The sequence below is a fragment of the Paraburkholderia fynbosensis genome, assembly GCF_902859935.1.
Classification (GTDB): Bacteria; Pseudomonadota; Gammaproteobacteria; order Burkholderiales; family Burkholderiaceae; genus Paraburkholderia; species Paraburkholderia fynbosensis.
The window spans coordinates 185212-211525 of record NZ_CADIKI010000009.1 but is presented as its reverse complement, the minus strand read 5'-3'; the positions used below and the strand labels follow the sequence as shown (position 1 = coordinate 211525).

The following is a 26314-nucleotide window of genomic DNA, read 5'->3' as shown; positions in this document are numbered from 1 at the left end:
AACCTCTTGGCGGCCTCTAGCGTCGCGGGAATTCATCCCTGTTGCGAGGCACACGTGAAGTCCCCTTCAATCGACGAAGCACCGGAACGCCAAGCTGATGCGCGGCTCGCTCTCGCCCGGCCGCTTGGGAATGCCATGCTCATGCGTGAACTGCGCCGCATAGCTCATGACGAGGCAACTGCCCGCTTCCAGTTCGACATGGAGCACCCCGCCCGCGCCCACCTTCGGACGGATCGACATGCGGCGGCTCGCGCCGAGCGAGATGATCGCGATAGGCTGCGCAGGCACTAGCCGCTCGGTCTTGTCGCTGTGGAGCGCGACGCTGTCGCTGCCGTCGCGATACAGATTGAGGCCGACCCGATTGAACGGCGCGCCGACGAGTGCGCGCACGGCCTCGAATGCCTCGGCTAACGGCGCGGGCAGGTCGGCGGATTCGCGCGAAAACGTGGCAAGCAGTCGCGGTACGGCGACTTCGCGCTCGTACATCATGCGTTGCTGGCTGATCCAGGCGATGTTCTGACGCGCTTGGTCGAACCAACGCTGCGCGATGGCGGCCGGCACTGCCTCGGGCAGGTAGCGGATGCCGCCCTCCCGATCGTGGAGAACGGACACGGGCTCTGGGGCGAACAGGCTAGGCTGGGACACCATGGCGAGGTTGGTGGCGCGGAACGGTCAGGGCATTTCATTATACTGTGTTTTTATACAGTATTTTGAGGCTGCCTTGCCGAACGGCTTATCCGCACCGGTCGCCCACGCGGGCAGGCACGGCTCAACGAGGCAGCCCATGCTCGATCGTGCCGCAACGATCGGCACCCGGAGGCCGGTGGCGTGACAACAGGCGGGCGCGACCCGCCTGCCTTTCGAAGACACGAGTTTCGACATCGGCGCCTGACAGTTCAGCGTCATGTTCTTCGCGGACAAAGCGCGAGCGTTTTTGAAGCTCGGCGCGTACTTCGGCACGGTGGCGTGCTGCTGTTCAACGTCTGGGATCGCATCAAGGAAAACCAATTTGCCGATACCGTCACGACGGCGCTCGCGGGTCTCTTGCCAACGGACCCGCCACGTTTCATGGCGCGCACGCCGCATGGCTATGTCGACAGGCAAGTGATTTCATGCGATCCCGCGGAGGCGGGCTTTGGTGCGGCGCCGCGCTTCGAGACGATCGCGGCACGCAGCCGCGCGGCATCGGCTCGCGAGCCGGCCGTCGCCTACTGCCAGGGAACGCCCTTGCGCAATGAGATTGAGGCCCGTTCTGGCGGCGCTGTGAAGGAGGCGATGTCAGCGTGCGCGACGGCGATCGCCGAGCGATTCGGCACGGGGCCCGTTGAAGGGAAGATTCAGGCGCACGCGGTTGTCGTGGCGCACTGATGGCGGATGGTAAAGGGTGGACACTGGTAGATCCAATCGGCCGCTAGCCGCCAGGATTCACGAGATCGTGTACCTGCTCTGCGTGCCGCCGTTGTAGACGTTTCTGGCGAATTCCAGAATCTGGACGCGGTTGCGGTCGAACGCGGCCAGCAACGCGAGCTCGTCCTCAAGTATGTCTGGATTCAGCTTCTTGAGCATTTTGTCGTCGACCAAGAAGGCAACCTCGCGGGAATTGTCGTAGCCCCAGAAGCACACACCGTGTCTGGAGGCGTCATAGACTCGACTAGGATTAGGAAAGTTGAGCATGACGCCGTTTTTCCCTGCTATTCACCGACGCGGGTATATCGCCACTTGCTCGCGTTGACGTCGATGCGAGCGTCGTTATCGCACCGCTTCTGGGCGCGCTCGCTTTCCGCCTTCGCCAGTGCGGCGGCGCGTTCCTTCTGAGTCGCGATGAAGTCGCTTTGCCTCGCTGGCGACGACGAATAGGCTTTGGTTCGGTTTTGCATGCTGGTTCCAATAGGTGTTTCAGACCGCTGCGCGACTGCGACGGGGTCTTGTGATCGGCCTCTCCATGAGCGGCGTGAACGAATGCTTGCCAGCTTACGGTCGGCGCTGCGCATTGAACGATCGCGCACATCGAACCCTATAACAATGCGCTCTTTGCCACAGCGTTGCAAGCCCAATCGCGAAGCACGCTTTCATGTGTTTCGCAGTTCGTCGCATCAACACGGTGCACGCAAGGCCGTCATGTATCGCGCGGCATGCACCGGCATGTGACGACGCGTATCCGCGAGACCGCAGTGTTTGATAAGAAAGCGAAAAATAAGGATGTTTAAGGTTTTTTTCGCCGGTGTATGCTGGGGCACGATATCTGCCAGATCGCACACCCGGGCCGAAACGTTCGGTTGAAACGCTGTGCAGTTCCTCTCTGAAGCGAAGGCCTGATTGCCCTGTCACAGCGGTCTTCGGCACCACCAGTGACCCTTTGATCAGGTGAAACGACATGAGTGGGCCGCGAGGCCTCACTGTTCGCCTATAGGGAAGGCCGCCGCAATGAAACTCCGTGTTGGTTATGAACTGATTTACGAGTGCGAGCAGTACACCCCGATGATGCTGATGCTCAATACGCACTTCTCACGGGCGCAAGATATGTTGCAGGCGGATCTGCTTGTCGTCGATCCGGCAGTAAGCATCCTGCAGTATCGGGATGGTTTCGGTAATCTGTGCAGCCGCCTCGTCGCCCCGCCGGGTCGAATCGAAATGTCGACGAGCGCGTTGCTCGAAATTTCCGGCCAACCCGAAGAACGGGAGCCTGACGGTCACCAGCATCCGGTCGAGGAATTGCCCAACGAATGCATGGTGTTTCTACTGGGTAGCCGCTACTGCGAGACCGATCTGTTGTCCGACGTTGCGTGGCAGCTTTTCGGCCAATCGCCGCCCGGACGCGATCGGGTGCAAGCGATCTGTGACTTCGTTCATCGCCATATTGTCTTCGGCTACGAGTTTGCCCGGCCGACCAAAACAGCGTGGCAGGTCTACCACGAGCGACAGGGCGTGTGCCGCGATTTCGCTCATCTGGCAGTTGCATTGTGCCGAGCCATGAACATTCCTGCCCGTTACTGCACGGGATACATTAGTGACATCGGCGTGCCTCCGCCCCACAGTGCCATGGACTTCGCGGCCTGGTTCGAAGCTTATGTCGGCGGCTGCTGGCAGACATTCGATCCGCGCAACAACGTGCCGCGCGCTGGGCGCGTATTGATGGCCCGCGGACGCGATGCCGCCGATGTCGCGATAAGCAACACTTTCGGGGCGGCAAAGCTCGTGAAATTTGCCGTGCATTGTGCGCCGGAGGAGGTGTGAGTGGACCAACGGACTTTTGGCAGGCCTCACATGGCGTCGCCAGGTGGGACTGCATGCACACCTGCTTACCGTGTCGGCGACCGTCCGACTTGAGTCACGAAGAACGATCACAGATACGCCCACCAAACTCGCACCTAATTGGCCGTCTCCGTTCGCGAACCCATCCCCGCACGCTCGAGCCACGAGCGGAACAGCACGACCAGTTCATCGTCCGACTTCCCGTCCGCAACGTAAGTGCAATAGCTCCGCGACGGCAGACGGGGGCCGTCGAACGGAGCGACGAGCCGGCCAGCCGCGAGATCGTCGGCTACGAGCGCAGTCGGTCCCATTGCGATCCCTATTCCGTCGATGGCGGCTTGCAAAGTCAGATAGAAGTGGTCGAAGGTCAGCGTCGCAGCCGGCTTCAGGGCAGGGATTCCGACCCGCGCCAGCCAGTCTGGCCAGAGTCGCGGCAGACTCGACGTGTGCAAAAACGTATGCTGCCGCATATCGCCCGGCGTGCGCAGCGGTAGTCGCAGCAGGAGCGCCGGGCTACAGACCGGAAGCCTTTCCTCGGAAAGGAAAAGCCGCATCGAGTAGCCATAGAACGTGTCCGGGCCGCCCCGGATGATGACGTCAAAGGTCTGCTCCACACTCTCCACCGGTTCGTTCGACGTCTCGACCTTGACATCCACATCGGGATGCTCCGCGCGGAATTGAGCCAGTCTCGGTACCAGCCAACGCAACGTGAATGTCGCGGGCGCGTTGACGGACAGGGTCCGCGAGATGGGTTCCGGGAAACCATATCGGGCGGTGGCTTGCGAGAGTTGCTCGAACAGAGGGCCGACCTCCGCAAGATAGGCCTTTGCCGCCGGCGTCAGCAACACGCGCCGGTTGTGCCGTTCGAATAACGCCGCGCCGAGCCACTCCTCGAGCAGCCGCACGTGCTGACTCACCGCACCCTGAGTGACGTTCAGTTCCGCCGCGGCCTCCTTGAAGCTGCCGAGGCGGCCTGCGGCCTCGAAGGCGCGCAATGCATTTAGTGGCGGCAATACCCGTTTCATTCGAAATAGTTAATCTAACTCGAATGGGCAATTTATCTGGTTTGCCGCGGCGCCACAAGATAGATATTCTTCCGGCATCCAATTCTCCGGGGCGCGCATGCTCAGTTATACCGGCGGTTTCGTCCTCCTCGCCGCCGTCCTGCACGCAAGCTGGAACGCGATGCTCCACGGCAACGACGACCGGTTCCGGTCCATGACGTGGATGAGCATCGCCATCGCGGCCGTCTCCACCCTCGTGATCCTGTTCACGCCGTTACCGGCCAGCGCGGCCTGGCCGTACATCGTCGCTTCGGGGCTCGTGCATATCGTCTACAACGCGACCCTCGTGCGGTCATACCGCCGCAATGATCTGGCGCAGGCGTATCCGGTCGCGCGCGGCTCATCGCCGTTGCTCGTCACGCTGGGCGCGGCGCTCTTCACGCATGAGGCGGTCGGCCCCTTGCACGTGCTCGGGATCGTGATGATCTCGGGAGGCATCATCGCGATTGCACTCGAGGGGCGTCATGTCTCGCGTGCGGGTTTGCTGGCCGCGCTGACGACCGGCGTGACGATCGCCGTCTATACCGTGATCGACGGCATCGGCGTGCGCTTATCCGATGGCGAGGCGCTCGCCTACACCGCGTGGATGTTTCTGTTCTATTGGCTGATGCCGGTACTGTTCATCGCGACGCGTGGGCTCACGGCGCTGTGGTCGCCGGCAGGGGCGGCGCCTGGGGCAATCGGCTGGTCGCTCGTTGGCGGCCTGATATCGATCGCGGCGTACGGCATCGTGATCTGGGCGCTGCAGTCGGGCGCGATGGGCACGGTGTCGGCGTTGCGCGAGACCAGCGTGGTGTTCGCGGTGCTGATCGGGCGAGTGTTCCTGCGCGAAACAGTAAGCGCAAAGCGCTGGTTGGCCTGCCTGGTCGTCGCGGCCGGTGCGGCTTGTCTGGGCTTTTGACACGGCCTGGCGCGCGTGATTTCTTTCCCGTGCATCATCACTTCCCCGGGCAGGGCGGCTGAACGCAGTTAGCGCGCAGCTTGCAGCCGGGTGTGGCGAACGCAACGCGCCGTCTAACTGCTCGCTGATGACAGCTCGACGCGCTTGCGTTGCAGGAACCGGCGCACGGCCGGATCGCGTTCGAGTCCGATCGCCAGCTCGTATGCGCCGAGCGCTTCGGCCGTCACGCCGGCCCGCGCGAGCAGATCGGCGCGCGCGGCCCAGTATGGCTGGTAGTCGGCCAGCCGAGGATCGTCCGCATACGGCTCGAGCGCGTCGAGCGCCGCCTGCGGGCCGTCCCGTTCCGCCAGAGCGAGCGCGCGGTTCACCGCGACCACCGGCGACGCGGCAATCGCGAGCAGCGCATCGTAGAGCTGCACGACCTCGTCCCAGTTCGGACAATGCGTCTGGCAGCGGTGCACGTGCGCCGACTGCAGCGCGGCCTCCAGCTGAAAGCGTCCGATTGCGTTGAAGGTGTTCGCGCGCCGCAGCAGTCTGTCGGCAGCCTCGAGCATCGGCGCATTCCATTTCGCAGGATCCTGAGCGGACAGCGGCACGTAGTCACCCGCCGCATCGCGTCGCGCGCCGCAACGCGCCTGTGCATACAGCATCAGCGCCAGCAGACCAAGCGCCTCCGGCTCCCCGGGCAACAGTTCGACGAGCAAGTGAGCGAGAAACAGCGCCTCGCCGGTGAGATCGCGCCGCCCGCTATCGCAGCCGACCGGGTCGGTCCACCCCTCCGCATACACGGCATAGGCCGCTTCCAGCACCGCAGCCAGCCGGCCGGGCAACTCCTCGCGCTCGGGCACGCTGAACGGAATGCCGGCTTCGCGGATCTTGTTCTTCGCCCGCACGAGGCGCTTGCTCATCGCAGCGGGCGACATCAGGAACGCGGAGGCAATCGTCTTCGCTTCGAGCCCGAGCACCACCTGTAGCATCAGCGGCGTGCGAATCGCGGCCTCGAGCGCAGGGTGCGTGCACGCGAACAGCAGCGCCAGCCGCCGGTCGGGCAACGCGCCCGCTTCACGCTCGTCGACCTCGTCGGCGAGGATCGTGAGCTGATTGACCACGTCGTCGCCGACGCGGCGATGGCGCGCGCCGTCGATCGCCCGCCGGCGCGCGACCGTCATCAGCCATGCTTCGGGATTCGCCGGGCAGCCTCGCGCCGGCCAGTCGGCGAGCGCGGCCGCAAACGCGTCGGCCAGTGCGTCCTCGGCTGCCGCGACGTCGCGCGTGCGCATCGCCAGCAGCGCGACGAGCTTGCCGTAGCTGCGCCGCGCGACCGCCTCGGCAATCGATCGCGCGGCGCCGTCGGCGTCAGGGCCGCAGCCGGACGAACTCATGCGGATGGCGCGTCGTAGGGGGCAGTCCACACCGGGCGCACTTCCATGAGGCCGTGCGCCGCGCCGGGACAACGCGACGCCCACGCGATCGCGGCGTCCAGGTTCGGCACGTCGATGAGGTAGTAGCCGGCGAGTTGCTCCTTCGAATCGGAATACGGTCCGTCGAGGACCTGCGGCTTGCCGTCGACGAGCCGCACCGTGGTCGCCGCGTTCGTGTTCTGCAGCCGGTTGGCGCCCAGCAGAACCCCCGCGTTTTTCAACGATTCGGTGTACGCCTGGTACGCGGCGACGCCTTGCTGCCGCTCGCTGTCGGTCATCTGGTTCCAGCCGTTTTCTTGGGAATAAATCATCAGCAGGTATTGCATATGAGCCTCCGTCATGGGTTGAGGCGGGTGAATGACATCGAGCCGCCATCACAATGACGCGCGGGCGGCATGCCGACGGACAGGCGGCCTCGAAAAAATCGAGGACCGCGCGCCGCTCTATCCGTTTGGCTCCGCCGAGGACTTGCGCGAGGGCGGATGGGGCGGCCCGCCGCCGGCTCCGCGCGGCCATCCATTTCAGCGGACCACTGCAGACTGCATTAAAGCCCTGTTTCCGCAGGTATCGCAACAGCCCCCGCGAGGATGTCCGACGTTCAATTGTCGTGGCCTTGACTCCCACGCGAGCACGGTAGCGAACAACCCGCCGGCCGTTCGCTTCGTCGTGCCGCCAGATTTGCGACCGGCCGCCGTCGCGTCGATCACCCCTCCAGCGGGCGTCGCATACCACGCGTCGTCGGCGGCAAGGAAAAAGGCGGTTTTAGCACGTTCCCGATCCGCTTGAACGGCACCGTGGCGGAAGGGCTTGACCGGACTGGCGCAGTTGCTTTTGCGCAGCCCCGCATTGCTCGCGAAAGCACGTCGATCGGGCCGGGGCTGGCCGCATTGACGCGAATGCCGCGCGGCGCGTCTTCGCGATCCAGAAGAGCGCTGTGTCTGCGCGACGCCAACCTCGTCAGGTACGAGCCGTCCACGGCCAAAGAAAAAATATTTCAAACCCGCCACAATATGCGCGCCCCTCAAACGTCTTCAGACGCATGGAACCGCCACCCACCTCGGACACGATGACCGAACGAGACAGCGACATCACCGCGACCGTGGTGCGTGAGCGCACGAGGCTCGTCAATTTCATCCGGCGCCGCATACGCGACCCGAACGATGCCGAGGACATCCTGCAAGATGTTTTCCAGGAATTCGTGCGGGCGTACCGGCTTCCCGCGCCGATCGAACAGGCGAGCGCGTGGCTTTTCCGTGCCGCGCGCAATCGCATCATCGACCGTTTTCGCAAGAAGAAGGAAGAGCCGCTGGCGGATCTCTTCGAGGAGGACGACGCCGACGGTGAGTACCGTCTCGACCTTTCCCTGCCGGCGCACGATGCGGGTCCCGAAGCCCTCTACGCACGCGCCATATTGCTCGACGCATTGCAGGAGGCGCTCGACGAGTTGCCGCCGGAGCAACGCGAAGTGTTTATCGCGCACGAACTGGAAGGGCGGTCTTTCAAAGACATGGCGGCGGAAAGCGGCGTGACGCTCAATACGCTGCTTGCGCGCAAACGCTACGCAGTCTTGCATCTGCGCGCGAGGCTTCAGGCCATTTATGACGAACTGGATATTTAGAGGAGTGGACGGATGAACTTTCGAATCAGATGGGCAGGCAAGGCGCTGCTCGTGGTGATCGGTATAGGTGTGCTCGGATGGGCCGTCATGATGCTATGGAACTGGGTCGTTCCGGCGCTGTTCATGGGCGCCCGTACGATCGATTTCGCGCATGCCCTTGGCTTGCTGGTTTTGAGCCGCATCCTGTTCGGCGGATTCCGCGGACGCAGTGGCTGGCGCGAGCGCCGGCATTGGCGCAAATGGGAAGCCATGACGCCGGAAGAGCGGGAACGATTCCAGTCGGCATGGTGCTCGCGGTCGGCCCGTCCGGTGCATCCCGCACGAGGCGCGGAAGATTGAACGTATGCAAACAGGTCGGATAAAAAACCGGCTGAGCCGGGAGAACGTATGACATCTACTGCCACCACGCTGTTGCATCGGCTTCACGAACAGAGTCAAACTGAAGTGATGGCCCGCGCCCGCGCGCGGTTCCGTGGATCGAGCGAAGAGTTTCTGACGCTCGCGGAGGAATACGACACGCTCGCCCCTCGTTTGCGTGGACGCTTCCTCGAAACGCTCGGGCTCTCCAGCGAAGATTTCGAATCTTCGCACGACACGGCGCTGTCGCTGGCGGTGTCCGCGGAAACGGGGCGATTTTTACGCAACATGGCGCTCGCGCACAAGCCGGCTCGAATTCTCGAACTCGGCAGCTCCTGCGGTGTGTCCACGCTGTATTTCGCCCAAGCGCTTCGTACGCTCGGCGGCGGCGTGGTTGTGGCGACCGAACTCGATCCGGCGAAGTGCGCCCAGCTTCGGGCTCATGTTCGAACGGCGGGTGTGGCGACATACGTCGATCTTCGGGAGGGCGATGTCTTCCAGACCGTTTCCGAACTGCACGGCACGTTCGACATGGTGTTCATCGACGTCTGGGCCGACACGTATCTGGATCTGTTCAGGCAGAGCGAGCGCCTGCTACGTCCGGGAACGATTATTCTCGCCGACAACATGTACACCGCCGAAGACGCCGTTCGTCCATACAAGCAGTACCTCGACGGCAATCCGCGCTTTGCAACCACGACGCTGGATTTCGAATCGGGGATCGAGTTTACGGTCGTCGTTTCGTAGGTCGACAAGCGGGGCGCTCTTCTTCGGACAACGACAGATCCGTGCTCTCAGGCGCCCACGTCCTACGCAGCAGACAAAACTCGCCCCACCAACGAAAACGCGGCGCATCGAACCCGATGCGCCGCGCGCCGCAACCGACAGTCCCGAAAGACCACCGGTCACGTGCCTCTACCCTCCATCAATTCGACGTCACGAGCGAACCGGACGGCACGATGCGAAGCGCGCCCGGATTATCCGCCGCCGGATTCGACCAGCGCAGATGCATGCTGGCCGGCCCCGTGCCGTGCACGTACTCAACCTTGATCGACGCGCGCTGCTTCGCCGTAAGCCGGGCCTTGCCGCTGACGCTCGATTGCGACGCGCTCTTCTTGTCGATCACCTTCACGCCATTGATCCACAGACGCGCCACGTTGTCGCTGTCGATCGAGAACGTGTAGGTGCCTTCCTTCGCTGCCTGGATCGCGCCGGTCCACCGCACGCCGTAGCCGGTCGCGTTGACGCCCGCGGAGGCGTCGGGCGAATCCGTGCCGCGCTCGGTGTTCAGGTCGAAATCGATCATCGGCGTAATCGACGTCTTCACCGGGGCGCTCGCGAAGGTCGGATCGTTGTAGTAGCCGACTTGCAACACCGGCAGCTTGACGTTGAAGCCGCCCGTCAACGCCTGGGTCTCCGACGTTTGCCACGGATGGCCGTCCGGATAGATCGTCCCCTGGAACGGCGTCGCCGGCTCGACCGAGGCGGGTGCGCCTGGCACTTCGCCCCAATGGAAGCGCGTGTTCGTGCGGCCGATCATCAGCTCCCACACGATGAAGCCGGTCGTCCCGCCGTAGTTGGCGACGATGCCCGGCATGGTTTGACCCGCGGTGCCCGTGAAGCCGCGTTGCAGCGTCTCCGAGTTCAGCGCGCTGACATTGCTGCCGTTTGCTGGTCCGCCATACGGATTGCCGTACGGATGGAACGCGTAAAAGTCCGAGAAGTACGTGCCTTCATCCTCCTGCACTTGTGGCGAATTGATCGGCTGCGTCGCGCCCGCATTCAGGATCGCGATGCGCGCGTCGTTCATCATGACCGCGCGCGTGTTCTGCAGCGAGCCGTTGCCGCTGCAGCCCGGCTCGTTCATCGGCTCCCAGAAGATGATGCGCGGGTCGTTGCGGTGCGGCGCCACGAAGTCGGTGATGTAGCTCGCGAGGCTCTGCTTGTACGTGACGGCGGAGTTGGACGCGCTCGGCTGGAAATACGCCTGTTCGACCGGCGTGCCCGGCGACTGCACCCACCGGCTGTTATGCACGCCCCAGACCGGCGCCGGCTGCGGACCGTACTGCGGCGTCGGGTTCCAGCAATCGTCGTAGAAGATCGGCGAGACCTTGATGCCGTGGCGCGCGGCAATCTTCAGCAGGTTTTCGAACTTGCTCAGGAATGCCACACGATCGTTGGCCCACACGAGGTAGTGCAGGTAGACGGCGATCGTGTTCATGCCGTAGGTCTGCGCGTACGTCAGCTCGCGGTTGACGATCTCGGGGTCGTAGTTCTCCCAGAAGTCGATCGCGTTGACCGCGTTCGACGGCGTGTAGACCGCGCCGACCACCTTCGAAAAATCGAAGCTCGGCGAAGTCACGCTCGGATACGTGTGGATCGTGATGTTGCTGAACGTCGCGCCGACGCCAAAACGCCGCAGCCCGAAGCTGCCCGACCTGAACACCGCGGGCAGGGCATTGGTGGCGTCGCTGACGCTGATCACGCGCTGGTTGTCGAGGTCGACGGTGATTGCCGTGCCGCTCGTCGTCACCTTCAGATGGTGCGTGCTGCCGCCGACGACCGTACTCACCGGGTACGAGATGAAGTTCGTCCAGTTGTTGTTCTGGCGTCCCACGACGACCGAGTGCGTGCCCGTATCGAGGCCGATGAAATAGCCGGTCAGGCTGTCGGGGCCGCCGGCCGTCGGGTTGGTCGTGCGCACGATGAAGCCGGCGTTCGCGGCGCCGCTGCCGACCGGCGCGCTGACCGTCACATCCGCTTCGTAAGACGCGGTGGCATAGGTGCTGGCGAGCGCGACGGTCTTGTCGCCGGCGCCGGTGCCGTTGGTGGCCGGCGCGGGAATCGTGATGCTCGCGTTGCTCGTGCCTGGGCCCCAGCCTTCGGTCGAGCCGGGCGCGAGGTAGTTCGTGAAGTCGCCGAACGAGAGCGTGGTCGTGGAGACCGGCGTGGGCGGTGCTGGCGGGGTGTAGGGCGGCAGGCCGAGGGTGGGATCGGCGATCACGAGCGGCGGTGTCGTCGTTTTCATCCCGAGCGGCACGCTCTTCGCGGCCTTGAATTCGCTCTGGACGTTGGCCGCGTCGGCCTGCGCCGCGGCGGAGGCTGCGGCTGCCGCCGAAGCCGATGAATCGACTGCGTTGACCTGCTTGTCCGCCGACGCGGACACATTCGGCGACCCGTCATTACCGCCGCAAGCGCCCAGCAGCGCGAGCGTCGCCAGCATAAAGTAATTGCGCACCTTTATCTCCTGATGTCCCCGCTTAATTGATGGTCATAATTATTATTAAATCTGCATGCGGCCGTAGATGTTGGCACCGGACGCATCGATGCGGAAATCGATATGAATAATATTATTAGTTTGGCCGCGCTGTATCGGTACATACCCGCAATTGTCGAATGAAGGCCGCCGGGTACTCGCGAGGGCGATGGGCAGCAGGTCATGCGCAATGGATTAACTGCGGTTGCCGCTGTCGATCGGTCACGAGCAGCGGGCATAATCCGTTTTCCACCCGCTCGCGCGAACAATGCGATGTAGTGTTCGCGCGATCCGGCGATGCACTGCTTCGCTCGCCCTTAGGACAACCTATGCCGCCTTCCGTCGCCATTCGCCCGAGCGCCGTGCCGCTGCGCAGCGTGGCGCTGATCCTCGTCTCGATGTTCTGCTTTGCGGTCGTCGATGCGCTGGCCAAATCGGTGGCGCTCGCCTATCCGGCCAACGAGGTGACGTTCTTCCGCATGCTGTTCGGCCTGTTTCCGGCGGTGGCGGTGTGCCTGCGCGGCAAACCCCTCGCCGCACGCCTGAAGCATATGGATGTGCGCGGGCAGACCCTCCGCTCGCTGACCTTGCTCGGCGCATCGGGCCTGTTTTTCGCGGGCCTGCCGTATATGCCGCTCAGCGAAGCGGTGGCGATCGTGTATTCGGAGACCTTGCTGGTCATCGTGCTCGCGCCCCTGCTGTTGAAGGAAGCGCTCAAGCCGCGCGACGCGCTTGCGGCCGCAATCGGTTTTGTCGGCGTGCTGTTCGTGGTGCGCCCGGACGGTGCGCATTCGAGCTGGCTCGGTCCCGTTCTGCTGATCGCGAGCGCGTTGTTCGGCGCGCTGTCGATCATCCAGATCAAGCGCATTCGCGCCACCGACGATTCGGCCACCACCGTGCTGTACTTCACCGTGGTCGGCACGCTCGTCATGGGCGCGTCGCTGTTTTTTGCGTGGCGCACGCCGTCGTTCAACGCGCTCGCGGTGATGGCGTTGCTCGGCGCGTTCGCCACCGCCGGCCAGTTGCTGATGACGATGGCGTTCCGTCAGGCCGACGCCGGCGCGCTCGCGCCGTACAACTACACGAGCATCGTGTGGGCCGCGCTATTTGGCTACCTCGCGTGGGGCGAGACGATCGGCGCGATGTCGCTGCTTGGCATCGCGCTGATCGTCGGCAGTTCGATTGCGGTCGCCATGCGCCGGAAACCGGAAGAGGGGCCGCTGGTGTAGGCGTGCGTGGTTCTGCGCTGTTTGTGGCCCGAAATGGCTGGCGTTGGGTGCGCAGTCCACCCATTCAATCTTCTTAACAGAACTGGCTTTTCCCGCCATACGGCCTGCCTGATCCGCCGATTCGACATCCGCCAAACATAAACAGAAAATCGGATGCATCCAGTGCGCGTGCGCTTTCGTACGTGGATTGATCGGTCGGAAAGTTGCGGCCGTGACGGCGGCATCCATCGTATCGATCGTCGCCGACCCTCTGATCATTCGGGGCGCGTTGCGCACGCCGTCACATGGCACGCACGGCGCCATGTCCATTATTGGAAGGGGATACGTTGTGTACAGCGAACCTGGAAAGGTGGTGTTCACGGGCATCGTCATGGGCGTCCTTGCGATCGGCGCTGTTTTGTACGTGTCGGAGTCTGAAGACGACGGGTCGCCAGTGGATGAACTCGACCTCGCAAGTCGTGACGAACTGGCGTATTCCGCGCGCGGTGACGTCACAAGTGGAGCGGTCATGTACGGCGCCGTCAAATCTCGCAGCGATTCGGCCGCAAGCGTAACGGATCGTTTGCGCGCGTCGCGCAGAAGTCTGCTGCGCGACGATGTCGCCGCCGCGCGCGCGCAACCGAATGAGATACGTGCGACGCGCGAGGCTGACGGCCCGGTGGTTGAGGTGAAGAAGCGGGCGCAGGCGGATCAGGAGCGGCGTGCGTTTACGGTATCGCAAGCAGAGAAGGCTGCGCGAGCGGTGGAGAAAGCGGGGCGAACGCCGGCCTCTTCGCAGGTGAAAAGCGCTCACTCGCGCGATAGCCGCATGGCGACGCGCGCGCATTCGAATCATGTGCCGAGCTATACGAAGAACCCGCGTGCGGCCGAAACCGTGACGGCGATTCCTGGCGCTTATAGCGTACGGAGTGGGAGCGTGTCGGCGGCGAGCGCGCTGCCTCATGCAAGTGAGTCGGCCGATGTGCCGCATGCGATGAAAGCGGTGGAGAACGAGCCCGCGAGGCACGATGCACCCCTTGTGCCCATCGCGCCGCTTGAAGAGGCGCCCTTGCAACAGCCGCAGCCTGATGTGCAACCCGCGCTGTCGGCACCGCAGACCGAACCGGTCGCGCAAGCCTTGGTGCAGCCACGGCTGGTTCAGACCACGCCGTCAGGCGGCGTATTGCCGGACCTGGACGGCGGACCGAAATCGCGCGCGCAGGTACGCGCGGGGATCGTTCACGCACGGGAGGACGGCAGCCTTCCCGCGTTCGGCAATCCCGACCCCGCCGGCCCGGGCGGCGCGCCGAATCTGACGGGTGCGCCGCGTCCGTGAATGCGGGCGCTGCGCGGTGCAGCGTTTCGCATCGCGATGTCTGCATCGCTTCGCCAATGTGCGTCGAGGCATACGCCGGCCAGGCCCGATCGCACGCTCCGGACCGGCGACGCTCAGCGCAGTGACGCGGCCAGCCGCGCGAAGATCGGCTCGTCGGTGCGATCGAACGCGAGCGGGGTGACCGACACGCGCCCCGACGCGACCACGGCGGTTTCGCTATCGAGATCGTTGGCACGCGTGCCGCGTTGAAAACGTAACCAGTGGTAAGCCATGCCGCGAGGGTCGACTTGCGGTAGCACGTCGATATCCTCGACGAGGCCGACGCCTTGCTTGGTTGGCGTGAGCGGACCAGCGGCGGCTGCGTCGACATCGGGGAAATTGATGTTCAGGCAGGTCGGCGCGGCATGCTCGATCGCGAGCAACTGACGGATCACCCCGGGGGCGAGCGCGCGTGCGGTATCCCAGCGCACCTTGTCGCGATTGCTGAAGGTCTGGCTCAGCGCGAACGACGGCAGCCCGAGCAGCAGGCCGGTCATCGCCGCGCCGACTGTGCCCGAGAACATCGTCTCGACGCCGAGGTTGCCGCCGCGATTGATGCCGGAAAGAACCAGCGTGGGCGGCGCGTCGCGCATCAGATGGCGCACGCCCATCACGACGCAGTCGCCAGGCGTGCCCGTCACGCCGAACCGCCGCTCGCCCTGACGGCTCACGCGCAGCGGCGAATGCAGGCTGATCGAATGCGAGGTGCCGCTCTGATCGTGTTCGGGCGCGACCACCCAGACTTCGTGCGCGAGTTCGGCGGCAACGGCTTCGAGCACGGCGAGGCCGGGCGCATCGATACCGTCGTCGTTCGTCAAAAGCACTCGCGGCACTTTGGATTCGTAGGTGGACATCGCAGCAAACTCCTCTTCGTGGATAAGGAAACGGAAGGCTCATTATCGGACTATCGGGGCTCGCGTGTCGCGAGCGGCGGCGCGGCGCGCATTCGTTGCGGATATCGAGCGGCTATGCAAAGGCTTATTGGCGGGTTTTAAAATGAGCAAAGAGTATTTGCTGTTCAGGCAATAGTGGTGGAAATGAGTGACGTTCCTGACATTTCATTGCTATTGGTTTAGATCGAAACTAAATGGAATGAAAAGTAACTGCGCGGCCCTGTGTCAGGCAGGACGGTGGATAGTTATCTGTCCGCGCCAGGATCGGAGAAAAATCAATAAAATCAGTGCATTTCTGCAAACTGCGAAGCGCGGCACATTTATTTTTCATCCCTGCTCTGTCCTAAAATGCTTGTCCTGGACGGCGAAATAAACGGAAAGCAAAAAAACATCTAAGTCGTAAAAACACAACGCCGTGATCAACTGAAAAATACTTTTTCAATTTGTCGGCTATTCTCCGCCGCTCGATGGCATCCGCCATTCGAATCTGGAGAGAAATCAATGAAAAAATTCGTACTGTCGAGCCTCTCGCTCGCGCTCGTCAGCGCTGCGGGCGCCGCTCACGCACAAAGCTCCGTCACGTTGTACGGCCTGATCGACACGGGTCTTACCTACACGAACAACTCCGGCGGCAGCAACAACTTCCAGCAGGCGAGCGGCCTGCTCAACGGTAATCGCTGGGGTCTGCGCGGTTCGGAAGATCTGGGCAACGGCCTGAAGGCGATCTTCGTGCTCGAAAGCGGCTTCAACCTGTCGACCGGCAAGATGGGCCAGAACAGCCGTATGTTCGGCCGCCAGTCGTTCGTCGGTCTGTCGAGCGATCAGTATGGCGCGGTGACGCTCGGCCGCCAGTACGACAGCGTGGTCGATTATCTCGGCCCGCTCGCGCTGAACGGTACGCAGTACGGCGGCACGCTCGCGTCGCATCCGTACGACAACGACAACCTGAACAACTCGGTGCGTATCAACAACTCGGTCAAGTACCAGAGCGTCAATTACGGCGGCTTCAGGCTCGGCGCGCTGTACGGCTTTTCGAACGCGGCGGGCAGCTTTGCCGACAGCCGCGCTTACAGCGTCGGCGCGTCGTACACGTTCGGCGGCCTGAAGGCGGCGGTCGGATATCTGCAACTGAACGGCGCGGGCTCGACCACCAATTCGAGCGGCGCGGTGGCCTCGGGCGACTCCACCTTCACGGCGGCGCGTCAGCGTACCTATGGCGCGGGTGTCAACTACGCGTTCGGCGCGGCGAATGTCGGCCTCGTGTTCACGCAAACGCAACTGAGCGACGCGAGCGCGATCGGCACTTCGGCATCGGGCACGACGAGCGGTCTGACGCTCAACGGCGGCAGCGCGCGTTTCACGAACTACGAACTGAACGGCCGTTACGCATTGACGCCGGCGTGGACGGTGTCGGGCGCGTACACGTTCACCGACGCGCGTCTGAACGGCGCGAGCCCGAAGTACAACCAGCTCACGTTGCAGACCGACTACGCGCTGTCCAAGCGTACCGACGTCTATGCTGAGGCGGCGTATCAGCATGTCGGCAGCACGGGCAACTCGGGCGTAACGGCCGATATCGTCGGCGTGAGCGCATCGTCGACCGATACGCAGGTGGTCGGCACGGTGGGTATCCGTCATCGCTTCTAAGCGGACGTTTTAGCGTCACGCTGCGAAAAAAGCCCGTCATTGACGGGCTTTTCTCACTTCTTTCTTGCGTCTTCTGATTTTGTTGCCGGGCGCGTACCATGCAGACTGCTTCGTGCGCCGCCCCGACCCGGACACAAACGGACTTCGTCGGCGCGTGATCGAGCTGGCCGCGCGCGTCACCCATCACCTCTCGCCGGAAGTACAGACATGCAGATAGAACCGTTTGAGATCGCCATTCCCGATCGTGACATCGACGATCTGCGCGAGCGCATTCGCGCCACGCGCTGGGCACCGGGCACGCCGTCGCCTGCATGGCAGCAAGGCGCCGACCCCGCGTGGTTGCGTGAACTGGCGACGTATTGGGCCGAACATTTCGACTGGCGCGAGGCCGAACGCAAATTGAACCGGCAGGCGCAGTTCATGACTGATATCGGCGGCCAGCGCGTGCACTTCGTTCATCGGCGTGGCGAGGGGCTCTCGCCTTATCCGCTGGTGATCACGCATGGCTGGCCCGGTTCGTTCTTCGAGTTTCACGCGTTACTCGACCAGCTCTGCGACCCGGCCGCCTTCGGCGCCGATCCCGCCGACGCGTTCGATGTCGTCGTGCCGTCCCTGCCAGGCTTTGCGTTTTCGCCTGCGCCCGCGCAGCCGGGCACGTCGGCGTTTCAGGTCGCGGACCTGTGGGTGTCGCTGATGCGCGGTCTCGGCTACGAACGCTTCGGCGCTCAGGGTGGCGACCTCGGCGCGGGCGTGTCCATCGCGCTCGCCGCACGGCATCCGCAAGCCGTCGACGGCATCCATCTGAACTTCCTGCCCAGTTCGTATGAGCCCGCTATCGGCGCGGCCCGGCAGCCGCTCACGCCCGACGAGGAAAAATTCCTGCGCGATAAAGCCGAATGGGCCGCGCTCGAAGGCGGGTATGCGCATATGCATAGCACCAAACCGCAGACCGCGGCCGCCTCGCTCAACGATTCGCCGGTGGGGCTTGCCGCATGGATCGGCGAAAAGTTTCGCGCGTGGAGCGATTGCGACGGCGATGTCGAGCGGGTGTTCTCGAAAGACGAGCTGCTCACCAACATCTCGCTCTACTGGCTCACGCAGAGCATCGGCTCGTCGATGCAGATGTATTGGGAGAACCGCTTGCAGCCGATGCGTTTCATCGACGGTCAGCGGGTCGTGCCTCCGGTCGGCTACGCGCATTTTCCGAAGGAACTGAGCCATCCACCGCGCAGCTGGCTCGAAAGAACCTTCGATGTGACGCAATGGACCGACATGCCGAGCGGCGGGCATTTCGCGGCGATGGAAAAGCCTGGTTTGCTTGCGACCGAGATCAGGCAGTTTTTCAGGCCGTTGCGGGAGAAGAGAGGCTAGCGAGGCGCGAGGCGCAAGTACGCCGCCTGCTTTGTCAGCCCCGCATAGCCCAAGCATGGAAGCGCGGCAGCACGCTCACCGGCACCCCGCGCCGTCGTCTCGGCAGGCAGGATCAGATGGGGCGGGCGCTTTTGCGTTGTACCGGGGTACATGCCGCTGAACAGGTTATCAAGTCACCCTTATCAATTTGATCGACAAGATCTTCAACGACGTCGGCATGATGCAACGACGCGTTGCTCGAAAAAGAGGCGCGCTTCGGTGACTTTTCGCCGAACCGTTTCTTGCGCCGCCTGTGCGTGGCGCGTCTGCGCGGCGGGCTGCGCCGCGTGATGAAGCGCGTGATGAAGCGGATCGTCACGACGTTGAACGTCGAAACCCCTCGCTGTGCGCCTGGACGGTAAACGCGCGCCATGCTTCACATTTTCACGTCGATGCGTCCGTAAACTCCGTTTGTTTCGTCATTCGGCCCGGCGGCGAAAAACAGTGTGTTGACCGGCTGATTGTCGAGCCCGTTGCCGAACGCGATACCCCACAAGCCGCTTTGTGAGAACGCCGAGCCGTTCGGCAGATTGATCGGGCCGCGCGGCTGGCCGCTCGCGGGATCGAATGCGTTGATCGTGCCGTCGCCGAAGTTGCCGATCAGCACGTCACCGCTGAAGCGGCCGAAATTGGCCGGCGCTTGCGTCACGCCCCACGGCGCATTCAGCGGGCCCGCCGAAGCGAAGCGCTGCATCAGATTGCCCGCCGTATCGAAGACATCGACGAAACCGAGGCCAGCGCCGTCGACGTTGTCGTGGGCGGCCGCATCCTGTTTCGCGTAAGTCACGAAGAGCTTTGTGCCGATCGCCTGAATGCCAAACGGCGCGAAGCCGGCGGGCAGCGTCGAGTCCTGAAACTTGCCCGGCATCGCCACCTTCGCGAAGCCGCGGTCGAACACGTCGATCCTGTTGTTGTGAAAGTCGGTCGCATAGAGGAAGTTGGCGCCGCCGTTGTTCGCCAGTGCGAGTCCCTTGTAGACCGCGCCGGCACTGCCGCCGTCGAACATGACGAATGCGGCTGTGGGCGCGACCGCGGGCGCCCATGCAGTGATCGTGCCGCCTTCACCTGCGAAGATGAATGCGCCGACGCCGGTCTTGCCGCCTTGTGTGACGCTGAAATCGCTGGTGCCGTTGAACACGATGCCAGTCGGACTGGCAGGTCCGGCGGTTCCATTCGGAATACTGACGACAAGCGATTGCGGCGTGCCGTTGCCGTCATACAGAGTCGCCAGCGAGGTAGCGTTGTCGGCCACCCAGACGAAGCCCTTCGGGTTGAACGCGACGCCCCACGCGTTTTTCAGGTTTGAGTCCGTGTGCGCTGCCGCGACCGAGCCATCGGACACCAGCATGGTCGAAACAAACGACTGCGTGCTGAGCGAATCGGAACTCCCTCCGCACGCGACAAGGCTCGTCAACGCTGCGCCGCCCACGACGGCGCTCAATACCTTAAGCACGGACTTCATGGCTGCACCTCCCAGATGACCGACGGTCATTGCGCCTATTGAACGCATTGGGTCGCGGCTTTATTCCGCGGTTCGAAGGGATTTTTTTAAATGGCATCGGCGAGGCGTTGGCGCGAGCTGCGCGATTTGCCTGAGTAGCCGCTTGTTGACCGAACGCATCGGTTTAGCGGAATCCGCCTGTAGTTCGAATGTTCGGTTCGCAGGCTCACTCGTGCGCAATGTAAATGACGCGATCGCCAGCCGCGTGCAAGGGCACAGTCGGCCGGTGCCAGCCTTCTATGGACTGCCGCGCCACGCCGTTGAGGTCGCGTCGCTGTCCACGATCGCCCGCGCAAAAAAAGACTTGACGCAGTGCGTCCATCGCTTATAGTTCACCATATGGTGAAGTCTCCAATCAGTCAACTCGATCGTACTTTTTCCGCCCTCGTGGACCCCACGCGGCGGGCCATCCTCGCGCGTCTGGAGCGTGAGCCCGGCCTCTCGGTGACGGAAATCGCGCGTCCGCTGCCGCTCAAGCTGCCGGCGGTCATGAAGCATCTCGACGTGCTCAGCGACGCGGGTCTGATCGCTCGCACGAAGAGCGGCCGAACCGTGTCGGTCGAACTCGTCGCCGCGCCGATGGAAGAGGTCATGGCCTGGCTGCGGCGCTATGAACGTTTCTGGTCCGCGAGTCTCGACCGGCTCGCCGATTTTGTCGAAGGGGAAGAGCAATGATGGAAGAGAAGCCGAGCCTGACAATCGTGCGGCGCCTGAAAGCGCCCCCGGCGAAGGTCTACGCGGCATGGACGCGTCCCGAGTTGATGGCGCGCTGGTGGGGACCCGACGCCGGGCCGGTGCTGAGCGCCGAAGCCGATCCGCGCGTGGGCGGCCGCTTTCGCGTGGTGTTTCAGACGCTGGACGGCGAAACGCATGACTGCCGCGGCGAATACCAGCAGGTGGAGGCGGATCGCAAGCTCGTCTTCACCTGGCAGTGGGTCACGCTGCCCGAGCGGCGCTCTCTCGTGACGATCCAGTTTCGGCCGATCGACGCAGGCACCGAAATGACCTTCACGCACGCGCAATTCTTCGACGAAGCCGCGCGCGATGGTCATCAGGCCGGTTGGAGCGGTGCGTTCGAGAAGCTGGAAAGTCTCATCGCCGAACTGAAAAGCGCAGTCGATAGCGATTGAATCTACTGCTTGCCAAACCCGCACTATGGCTTTTGTTTTGGACAGGCACCCGCAAGCGTGCCGTTATGCGAAGCATTTCGTTTGCGAATTGAATCTAGCGGAACCTGACCTTTAGCCGGCGCGTTTTTTTGCGAAGGTTTCGGCCCGTAATGCTTTGGGAAACGATGGCGAATGCGGTAACCAACCGGGAGTCACCATGAGCTTTATTTTTGCCCTGCTCCAAAAGATCAGCGATCTCTTTGCGTCACCGCATCTGCCGCTGGATTCGGACTACTCGTTCGAGGCGCGTACTCGCGAATCGAAGCGCATGCGTAAGGCACTTGCTACGTTGTTCCGCATTGAGCAGAGCGACAAAAACTAGTTGAACCGGCCCTCGCGCGGACCACCGCGTGAAGAGGCGCACTTTAGATGCGCAATGTCGGTCACCCCATGATATGAGTGCATACCGAGGTAGAACATGAAGCTCTACTATGCTGAAACGCTCGCGCCCCGCAAGGCATGCGCGGTGGCCAGATACTTAGGGATACCAATCGACTATGTATTCGTCGATCTGAAAAATGGTGAGCAAACGCGTCCCGACTATCTCGCGATCAACCCGAACGGCAAGGTGCCGAGCCTCGTCGACGGCGAGAAAAATCTCTGGGAAGCCGACGCGATCATCTGCCATCTCGCGCAGCGTGCGGAATCGGGACTCTGGCCACGCAGCGCGCAGCAGCAGATCGACGTGGTGCGCTGGCTGAGCTGGAACAGCCAGCATCTCTACCGGCAAGGAGGCTCGCTTTATTTCGAGCATCTGGTCAAGCCGTGGCTCGGGCTCGGCGAGCCCGAGCCGTCGAACGTCGCGCAGGCGCAGGGATTTTTTCGGCAGCACGCGAGCCTGCTCGATCAGCATCTCAAGGGACGCAAGTGGCTGCTCGGAAACGACCTGTCGATCGCGGATTTTTCCGTTGCGGTGACGCTGCCGTACGCGAAAAGCGCCGCCATGCCAGTGGACGAATTCCCGCAGGTGCAGCGCTGGCACGATCAGTTGAACGCATTCGACGCATGGCGCAATCCGTTTCCCGCGCGGCCTGCGCACGCTGCGACACAAGCGTGAACGCTGGATCATGTGCTGCGCGATCCTCGCACTGACGGTGACTTTGCTGACCGGCTGGCGAAGCGTTTCGCGCACGCCCGACGCCCGCGGCGCACGAGTGCGCCGGACGGCGATGGTGGTCATCGCAATCGGCGCGGCCGCCGGGTCTGCGATGGCGACGGATCGGTTCGCGGCGGCCGGTCAAGCGCCGTCGTGGCCCACGCGACTAGCCGGCATGCCGATCTGCGGTGAGCATTTCATCCGGTAGCGGCGGGGGCTGACGCGTTGCAAAAGGAGGGGTCTTGCACAGCGCACAGTGCGCAAGCCGCAGGGCTCGGTTCGAGCGCGGCCCCCGAACCCGAACACATCTCTCCGAATTGCCGTATCGTACGAGCTACCGCGTCTGGTTGCGGATCGAGGGTACGTCATGGCACTTTCGTCGAAAAACGATGGACGTCGCATCGACAGGCGCCGGTTTCTGCGCGCGGCGAGCGGTGCTGCAATCGGCTTGCCGGTTTCGCTTTCGCTGCCACCATTGGCCTCGGCGCAATGGCAAACTCAGCCGCAAACCCAATCCGAACCCGCCACGCCGCTGCCGCGCATGACGCAACGCGTGATTCCCGCTTCGGGCGAACGTCTGCCGGTGGTGGGCTGCGGCACCTGGCGCACCTTCGATGTCGGCGACGACCCCGCCGCGCGCGCACGACTCGCCGACGTGCTGCGCATCCTGTTCGAAGCAGGCGGTTCGGTCATCGACTCGTCGCCGATGTACGGCTCGTCGGAAGTCGTCGCCGGCGCGCTGCTCACCCAACTCGGCGCGCACGGCAAAGCCTTCGTCGCGACCAAAGTCTGGACCGAAGGGCGCGACGCAGGCATCGCGCAGATGGAAGAATCGCTGCGCCGGTTTCAGCAGCCACGCATCGATCTGATGCAGGTTCACAACCTGCTCGACTGGCGCACCCAACTCGCGACGCTGCGTGACTGGAAAGCGCGCGGCCGGATTCGCTATATCGGCATTACGCACTACACGTCGAGCGCATTCGGGGAGGTCGCGTCCGTGATGCGCAGCGAAAAGCCCGACTTCGTGCAGATCAACTACGCGGCCGACGACCGCACCGCCGAACAGCGCATCCTGCCGCTCGCGGCGGAGCAGGGCATCGGCGTGGTGATCAATCAGCCGTTCGGCGGTGGCGGCTTGCTCGTGCGTGTCGCCAAAACGCCGTTGCCCGCATGGGCGGCGGAAATCGGCTGCACGAGCTGGGCGCAGATTCTCTTGAAGTTCGTGCTCGCGCATCCTGCGGTGACGGTGGTCATTCCGGGCACAGGCCGTCCGCAATACATGGCGGACAATGTGCGGGCCGGTTCGGGGCCGTTGCCCGACAAGGCGATGCGCGCACGGATTGTCGCGGCGGTGAACGGCTAGTGAGCCGCTTTCGCCTGATCCGGCCGTGAACTCAATAGCTAGTTAAAATTAAATCCATTCGAATGCCTATTGGCAATGGCGCCGCGCCTTAGCACAATCGCGTGATAAAGAAAAATAAAATTTCCCGTAGTAAATCTCTAAATCGCGTTTCCGGAAGCATTTAGCTCCGTCGATTACCTCTTCCATTCGAAGTGCATACACAAAGTACGTCAACAGGAAAGATTGTGAAAGGAAGTTGACACGGGAACGTTTGCCAAACTAGGCTACGCACAGTCGTCCAAACCGACCTCGATGTGCTCACCGGCCTGCAGATGCAGGTGTGGTGTCGTTTTGCCGGTCGGCCAGGCGCCACATGGATGTCCTGCCAGACGGTTCAGGCATTCAATTTGAAAGCATTGTAATAAAAAACGGCGTGCAATTAAAAAATCAGCGACAAGTGCTGAGGCTTCAACACGCCTATTCATTCTCGCTAGCAATCCGGTGCTAGTGCGGAGACCTTTTTCGCTGAAAAAAGAGAAACGCAGCAGAAGCACTCAACGCACTTTCTTTAAGCCGATATTGTCCGTCGAGGATTAAAATGCGTATAAATTTCCGATTGCAGATACAGTGCCTGACGCTAGCCGGAATGGTGGTCCTGGCGGGCTGCGGCGGCGATGACGGCTCGTCCGCCTTGTCGAGCAAGTCCGCGCAGACGCCGACAGCCGCTTCCGAACCCGCGCTCGCGCCGCCGGCCGCGCCCCCCGTCGCGAATACATCGATCGACAAGACCGTGCCGCCAGTCGAACTGCCCGACACGGTCACGCCGGTCAACTACAAGCTCTGGTTCCGGCCGAACCCGGCGCTGTCTTCGTTCGACGGCCGCGCCGACGTGCAGATCAAGGTGCTGAAGGCGGTCAACGCCATCACGATCGCCGGGCATCGCATCAAGTTCACCAACGGCACGATCACACTTCAGCCAGGCAACATCCAGTTGATCGCCACGCCGCAGGACGACGGCGATTTCTATCAACTGCGTCCAGTGAGCGGCCAGATCGCCGCGGGCAACTACTCGCTGCACATGGAGTGGAGCGGCATCATCAACTTCAAGACCTATGACGACCCGGTCGCAAAGACCGGCGGCAGCTGCGGCGACGATCACTATCCGGGATGCTCCGCTGCCGAAGGCGTGTTCCGCGTCGATCTGAAGGCGACGGACGGCACCACGAGCGGCGCGATTCTCACGCAAGGCGAATCGAACCTCGGCCGTCAATGGTTTCCGGGCTGGGACGAACCGGCTTTCCGTCCCACCTACGAGGTGAGCGCGGAAGTCCCGCAGAACTGGAAGGTCGTATCGAACGCGGCCGAGAAACCGGCGGTGAACGTGGATAGCGGCTACAAGCTGGTGTCGTTCGAAAAGACGCCGCCGATGCCGTCGTATCTGCTCTTTTTCGGCGGCGGCCAGTTCGACATTCTCGAAGACGATTTCACGAGCCCGCTGCCCGACGGCAAAGGCCTGCATCTGCGCATCTTTACGCCGCCCGGCATGCGCGACTGGGCCAAGCCCGCGATGCAGCAGACCAAGCAGGCGCTCGACTACTACTATCGCTACACCGGCATCGCGCTGCCGCTCACCAAGTTCGACACTATCGCCGCTAACGACGCGTTCAAGGAGCAGAAGGACCTGAACTTCGGCGGCATGGAAAACTGGGGGGCGATTCTCGAATTTGCCGACGACATCCTGCCGGCGCCGGGCACCACGATGTCCGACTACGGCGTGACCGTGCTCACGCACGAAGCCGCGCACCAGTGGTTCGGCGATCTGGTCACGCTCGACTGGTGGGACGACGTGTGGCTCAACGAATCGTTCGCAACGTTCTTCGAGAACAAGACCAAGGTGCGCTTCTTTCCGGACCGCTTCAGCTGGGTCGACGACGTGAAGAACAAGTACGCGGTGATCAACGCCGATCTGAAGTCGACCGCGTTCCCGGTGCAGCCGAACTTCAACGGCTGGGCGTCGAACGACTTCGTGCTGAGCGCAAGCGCCTTCACGTACGACAAGGGTGGCCACGTGCTGAAGATGATCGAGAACTATCTCGGCGAGGAAACGATGCGCAAGGGCTTGCAGTCGTATCTGGCCGATTACTCGCTCGGCAACGTCACGCCCAGGCGCCTGTGGGACGAACTGGCGAAAGCGAGCGGCGAGCCGATGGTGGCGATCGGTGACAGCTTCGTGCGGCAAACCGGTGTGCCGCTGATCTCGCTCGACTCGCAGTGCGACCTGACGACGAACCAGACCGTGGTCACGCTGAAACAGTCGCCGTTCCCGAATCAGAACGCGTATCCGGGCACGCAGTGGACGATTCCGTTGACGCTCGCGTACGGCGACGGGCTGAGCTCACGCAAGACGATCGCGATGAAGGACATGCAGACCCAGGTCCGTCTGAACGGTTGTTCCGCGGTGCTTGCCGATCCGAGCGGGCTCGACTACTACGTCACCAACTACAGCAACAACGCATGGAGCCAGTTGCTCGCGCAGGGGAGCGCGCTACAGGATCCGGTGCTGCTGGCCAGTCTGCAACTCGAAGCGAAGCTGCTGGTGACCAACGGGCTGGCTGACCCGTCGCGGCAAACCAGCATCGGCTCGCTAAGTCCGGCGCTCACGCCGCTGGCGCGGCAGTTGTTGAGCACCGTGCCGACGACGCAATCGCTGCGTCCGGCGATCCGTTATCAGGGCAAGCTCAAGCAGAAGCAGCAGGCGCAGTGACATAGTGGATGGCAGTCAGGCGGCCCGCATCGCAGGATCA

General features: G+C 63.0%; 27 protein-coding genes. 16 read left to right on the top strand and 11 right to left on the bottom strand.

All coding sequences use genetic code 11. From position 1 onward, the window contains the following. Positions 1-66: 66 nt before the first annotated feature. Positions 67-648, bottom strand: a complete 582-nt coding sequence (locus HV770_RS17210; protein WP_175161459.1) for an alpha-ketoglutarate-dependent dioxygenase AlkB family protein — start codon at positions 646-648, stop codon at positions 67-69. A gap of 318 nt (positions 649-966) precedes the next feature. Here HV770_RS17210 and HV770_RS17205 point away from each other — a divergent pair, with 318 nt between their 5' ends. Beyond that, positions 967-1368, top strand: a complete 402-nt coding sequence (locus HV770_RS17205) for a hypothetical protein (RefSeq protein ID WP_343048272.1) — start codon at positions 967-969, stop codon at positions 1366-1368. Positions 1369-1425: 57 nt separating this feature from the next. Here the strand turns inward: HV770_RS17205 and HV770_RS17200 are convergent, their stop codons facing one another. Both HV770_RS17200 and HV770_RS17195 read right to left on the bottom strand, forming a co-directional pair. Beyond that, the gene (locus HV770_RS17200) at positions 1426-1674 is read right to left on the bottom strand and encodes a DUF1488 family protein (RefSeq protein ID WP_175161457.1); all 249 of its coding nucleotides are present in this window, start codon (positions 1672-1674) and stop codon (positions 1426-1428) included. A 17-nt stretch (positions 1675-1691) separates the two neighbouring features. Next, positions 1692-1877 carry a hypothetical protein gene (locus HV770_RS17195; RefSeq protein WP_175161456.1) on the bottom strand — a complete coding sequence of 62 codons (186 nt, stop codon included), beginning with the start codon at positions 1875-1877 and terminating at the stop codon, positions 1692-1694. A 547-nt stretch (positions 1878-2424) separates the two neighbouring features. Here HV770_RS17195 and HV770_RS17190 point away from each other — a divergent pair. Further along, complete coding sequence (locus tag HV770_RS17190; protein WP_175161454.1) at positions 2425-3234, top strand: transglutaminase-like domain-containing protein; 810 nt, start codon at positions 2425-2427, stop codon at positions 3232-3234. A gap of 134 nt (positions 3235-3368) precedes the next feature. On the opposite strand, the gene gcvA is transcribed toward HV770_RS17190, so the two are convergent. Beyond that, positions 3369-4277 carry a transcriptional regulator GcvA gene (gcvA, locus tag HV770_RS17185; protein ID WP_175161452.1) on the bottom strand — a complete coding sequence of 303 codons (909 nt, stop codon included), beginning with the start codon at positions 4275-4277 and terminating at the stop codon, positions 3369-3371. Positions 4278-4374: 97 nt separating this feature from the next. Here gcvA and HV770_RS17180 point away from each other — a divergent pair, with 97 nt between their 5' ends. Further along, entirely contained in the window at positions 4375-5217 is an 843-nt protein-coding gene (locus HV770_RS17180; protein WP_175161450.1) for a DMT family transporter, read from the top strand. A gap of 113 nt (positions 5218-5330) precedes the next feature. Here HV770_RS17180 and HV770_RS17175 read toward each other — a convergent pair whose 3' ends face one another. Further along, a complete protein-coding gene (locus HV770_RS17175; protein WP_175161448.1) occupies positions 5331-6599 on the bottom strand; it encodes an RNA polymerase sigma factor in 1269 nt (422 codons plus the stop codon). Then, complete coding sequence (locus HV770_RS17170) at positions 6596-6964, bottom strand: YciI family protein (RefSeq protein ID WP_121322487.1); 369 nt, start codon at positions 6962-6964, stop codon at positions 6596-6598. Before HV770_RS17170 ends, HV770_RS17175 begins: the two co-directional genes overlap by 4 nt. A 713-nt stretch (positions 6965-7677) precedes the next feature. Here HV770_RS17170 and HV770_RS17165 point away from each other — a divergent pair. Genes HV770_RS17165 through HV770_RS17155 form a run of 3 tightly spaced genes read left to right on the top strand, consistent with a single transcriptional unit; the run spans position 7678 to position 9360 of the window. Then, on the top strand, positions 7678-8256 hold the full coding sequence (locus tag HV770_RS17165) for an RNA polymerase sigma factor (protein WP_175161446.1): 579 nt from the start codon (positions 7678-7680) through the stop codon (positions 8254-8256). 12 nt (positions 8257-8268) lie between these two features. Then, positions 8269-8595 carry a hypothetical protein gene (locus HV770_RS17160; RefSeq protein ID WP_175161444.1) on the top strand — a complete coding sequence of 109 codons (327 nt, stop codon included), beginning with the start codon at positions 8269-8271 and terminating at the stop codon, positions 8593-8595. 48 nt (positions 8596-8643) lie between these two features. Continuing rightward, the gene (locus tag HV770_RS17155) at positions 8644-9360 is read left to right on the top strand and encodes an O-methyltransferase (protein WP_175161442.1); all 717 of its coding nucleotides are present in this window, start codon (positions 8644-8646) and stop codon (positions 9358-9360) included. A gap of 178 nt (positions 9361-9538) precedes the next feature. On the opposite strand, the gene HV770_RS17150 is transcribed toward HV770_RS17155, so the two are convergent. Continuing rightward, a complete protein-coding gene (locus HV770_RS17150) occupies positions 9539-11851 on the bottom strand; it encodes a PA14 domain-containing protein (RefSeq protein ID WP_246290960.1) in 2313 nt (770 codons plus the stop codon). A 347-nt stretch (positions 11852-12198) separates the two neighbouring features. Here HV770_RS17150 and HV770_RS17145 point away from each other — a divergent pair, with 347 nt between their 5' ends. Then, on the top strand, positions 12199-13098 hold the full coding sequence (locus HV770_RS17145) for a DMT family transporter (protein ID WP_175161440.1): 900 nt from the start codon (positions 12199-12201) through the stop codon (positions 13096-13098). Between the two features lie 328 nt (positions 13099-13426). Beyond that, complete coding sequence (locus tag HV770_RS17140; protein WP_175161438.1) at positions 13427-14413, top strand: hypothetical protein; 987 nt, start codon at positions 13427-13429, stop codon at positions 14411-14413. 113 nt (positions 14414-14526) lie between these two features. On the opposite strand, the gene surE is transcribed toward HV770_RS17140, so the two are convergent. Further along, on the bottom strand, positions 14527-15306 hold the full coding sequence (gene surE, locus HV770_RS17135; protein ID WP_175161436.1) for a 5'/3'-nucleotidase SurE: 780 nt from the start codon (positions 15304-15306) through the stop codon (positions 14527-14529). Positions 15307-15846: 540 nt separating this feature from the next. Between surE and HV770_RS17130 the strand changes: the two genes are divergently transcribed. Both HV770_RS17130 and HV770_RS17125 read left to right on the top strand, forming a co-directional pair. Continuing rightward, positions 15847-16992: a porin gene (locus HV770_RS17130; protein ID WP_175161435.1), complete on the top strand. Its 1146-nt coding sequence runs from the start codon at positions 15847-15849 to the stop codon at positions 16990-16992. A gap of 207 nt (positions 16993-17199) precedes the next feature. Then, positions 17200-18363, top strand: coding sequence for an epoxide hydrolase family protein (locus tag HV770_RS17125; protein WP_175161433.1), 1164 nt, complete (start codon positions 17200-17202; stop codon positions 18361-18363). Between the two features lie 112 nt (positions 18364-18475). Here HV770_RS17125 and HV770_RS17120 read toward each other — a convergent pair whose 3' ends face one another. Together HV770_RS17120 and HV770_RS17115 are read right to left on the bottom strand one after the other, a co-directional pair. After that, the gene (locus HV770_RS17120; RefSeq protein ID WP_175161431.1) at positions 18476-18775 is read right to left on the bottom strand and encodes a hypothetical protein; all 300 of its coding nucleotides are present in this window, start codon (positions 18773-18775) and stop codon (positions 18476-18478) included. A gap of 3 nt (positions 18776-18778) precedes the next feature. Further along, positions 18779-19864, bottom strand: a complete 1086-nt coding sequence (locus tag HV770_RS17115) for a TIGR03118 family protein (protein WP_175161429.1) — start codon at positions 19862-19864, stop codon at positions 18779-18781. A gap of 378 nt (positions 19865-20242) precedes the next feature. Between HV770_RS17115 and HV770_RS17110 the strand changes: the two genes are divergently transcribed. From HV770_RS17110 to HV770_RS17090, 5 genes are all read left to right on the top strand, one after another. Next, positions 20243-20578 (top strand): ArsR/SmtB family transcription factor, encoded by a 336-nt coding sequence (locus tag HV770_RS17110; RefSeq protein ID WP_175161427.1) that lies wholly within the window; start codon positions 20243-20245, stop codon positions 20576-20578. After that, positions 20578-21033, top strand: coding sequence for an SRPBCC family protein (locus tag HV770_RS17105; RefSeq protein ID WP_175161608.1), 456 nt, complete (start codon positions 20578-20580; stop codon positions 21031-21033). Before HV770_RS17110 ends, HV770_RS17105 begins: the two co-directional genes overlap by 1 nt. Before the next feature lie 196 nt (positions 21034-21229). Then, positions 21230-21394, top strand: a complete 165-nt coding sequence (locus HV770_RS17100) for a hypothetical protein (protein ID WP_175161425.1) — start codon at positions 21230-21232, stop codon at positions 21392-21394. A 96-nt stretch (positions 21395-21490) separates the two neighbouring features. Continuing rightward, positions 21491-22129, top strand: coding sequence for a glutathione S-transferase family protein (locus HV770_RS17095; RefSeq protein WP_175161423.1), 639 nt, complete (start codon positions 21491-21493; stop codon positions 22127-22129). A gap of 406 nt (positions 22130-22535) precedes the next feature. Beyond that, on the top strand, positions 22536-23531 hold the full coding sequence (locus HV770_RS17090; RefSeq protein ID WP_175161420.1) for an aldo/keto reductase: 996 nt from the start codon (positions 22536-22538) through the stop codon (positions 23529-23531). Positions 23532-23794: 263 nt separating this feature from the next. Here the strand turns inward: HV770_RS17090 and HV770_RS17085 are convergent, their stop codons facing one another. Further along, positions 23795-24064, bottom strand: coding sequence for a hypothetical protein (locus HV770_RS17085; protein ID WP_175161418.1), 270 nt, complete (start codon positions 24062-24064; stop codon positions 23795-23797). A 44-nt stretch (positions 24065-24108) separates the two neighbouring features. Here HV770_RS17085 and HV770_RS17080 point away from each other — a divergent pair, with 44 nt between their 5' ends. After that, the gene (locus HV770_RS17080) at positions 24109-26274 is read left to right on the top strand and encodes a M1 family metallopeptidase (protein ID WP_175161416.1); all 2166 of its coding nucleotides are present in this window, start codon (positions 24109-24111) and stop codon (positions 26272-26274) included. The last annotated feature ends 40 nt before the right edge of the window (positions 26275-26314 follow it).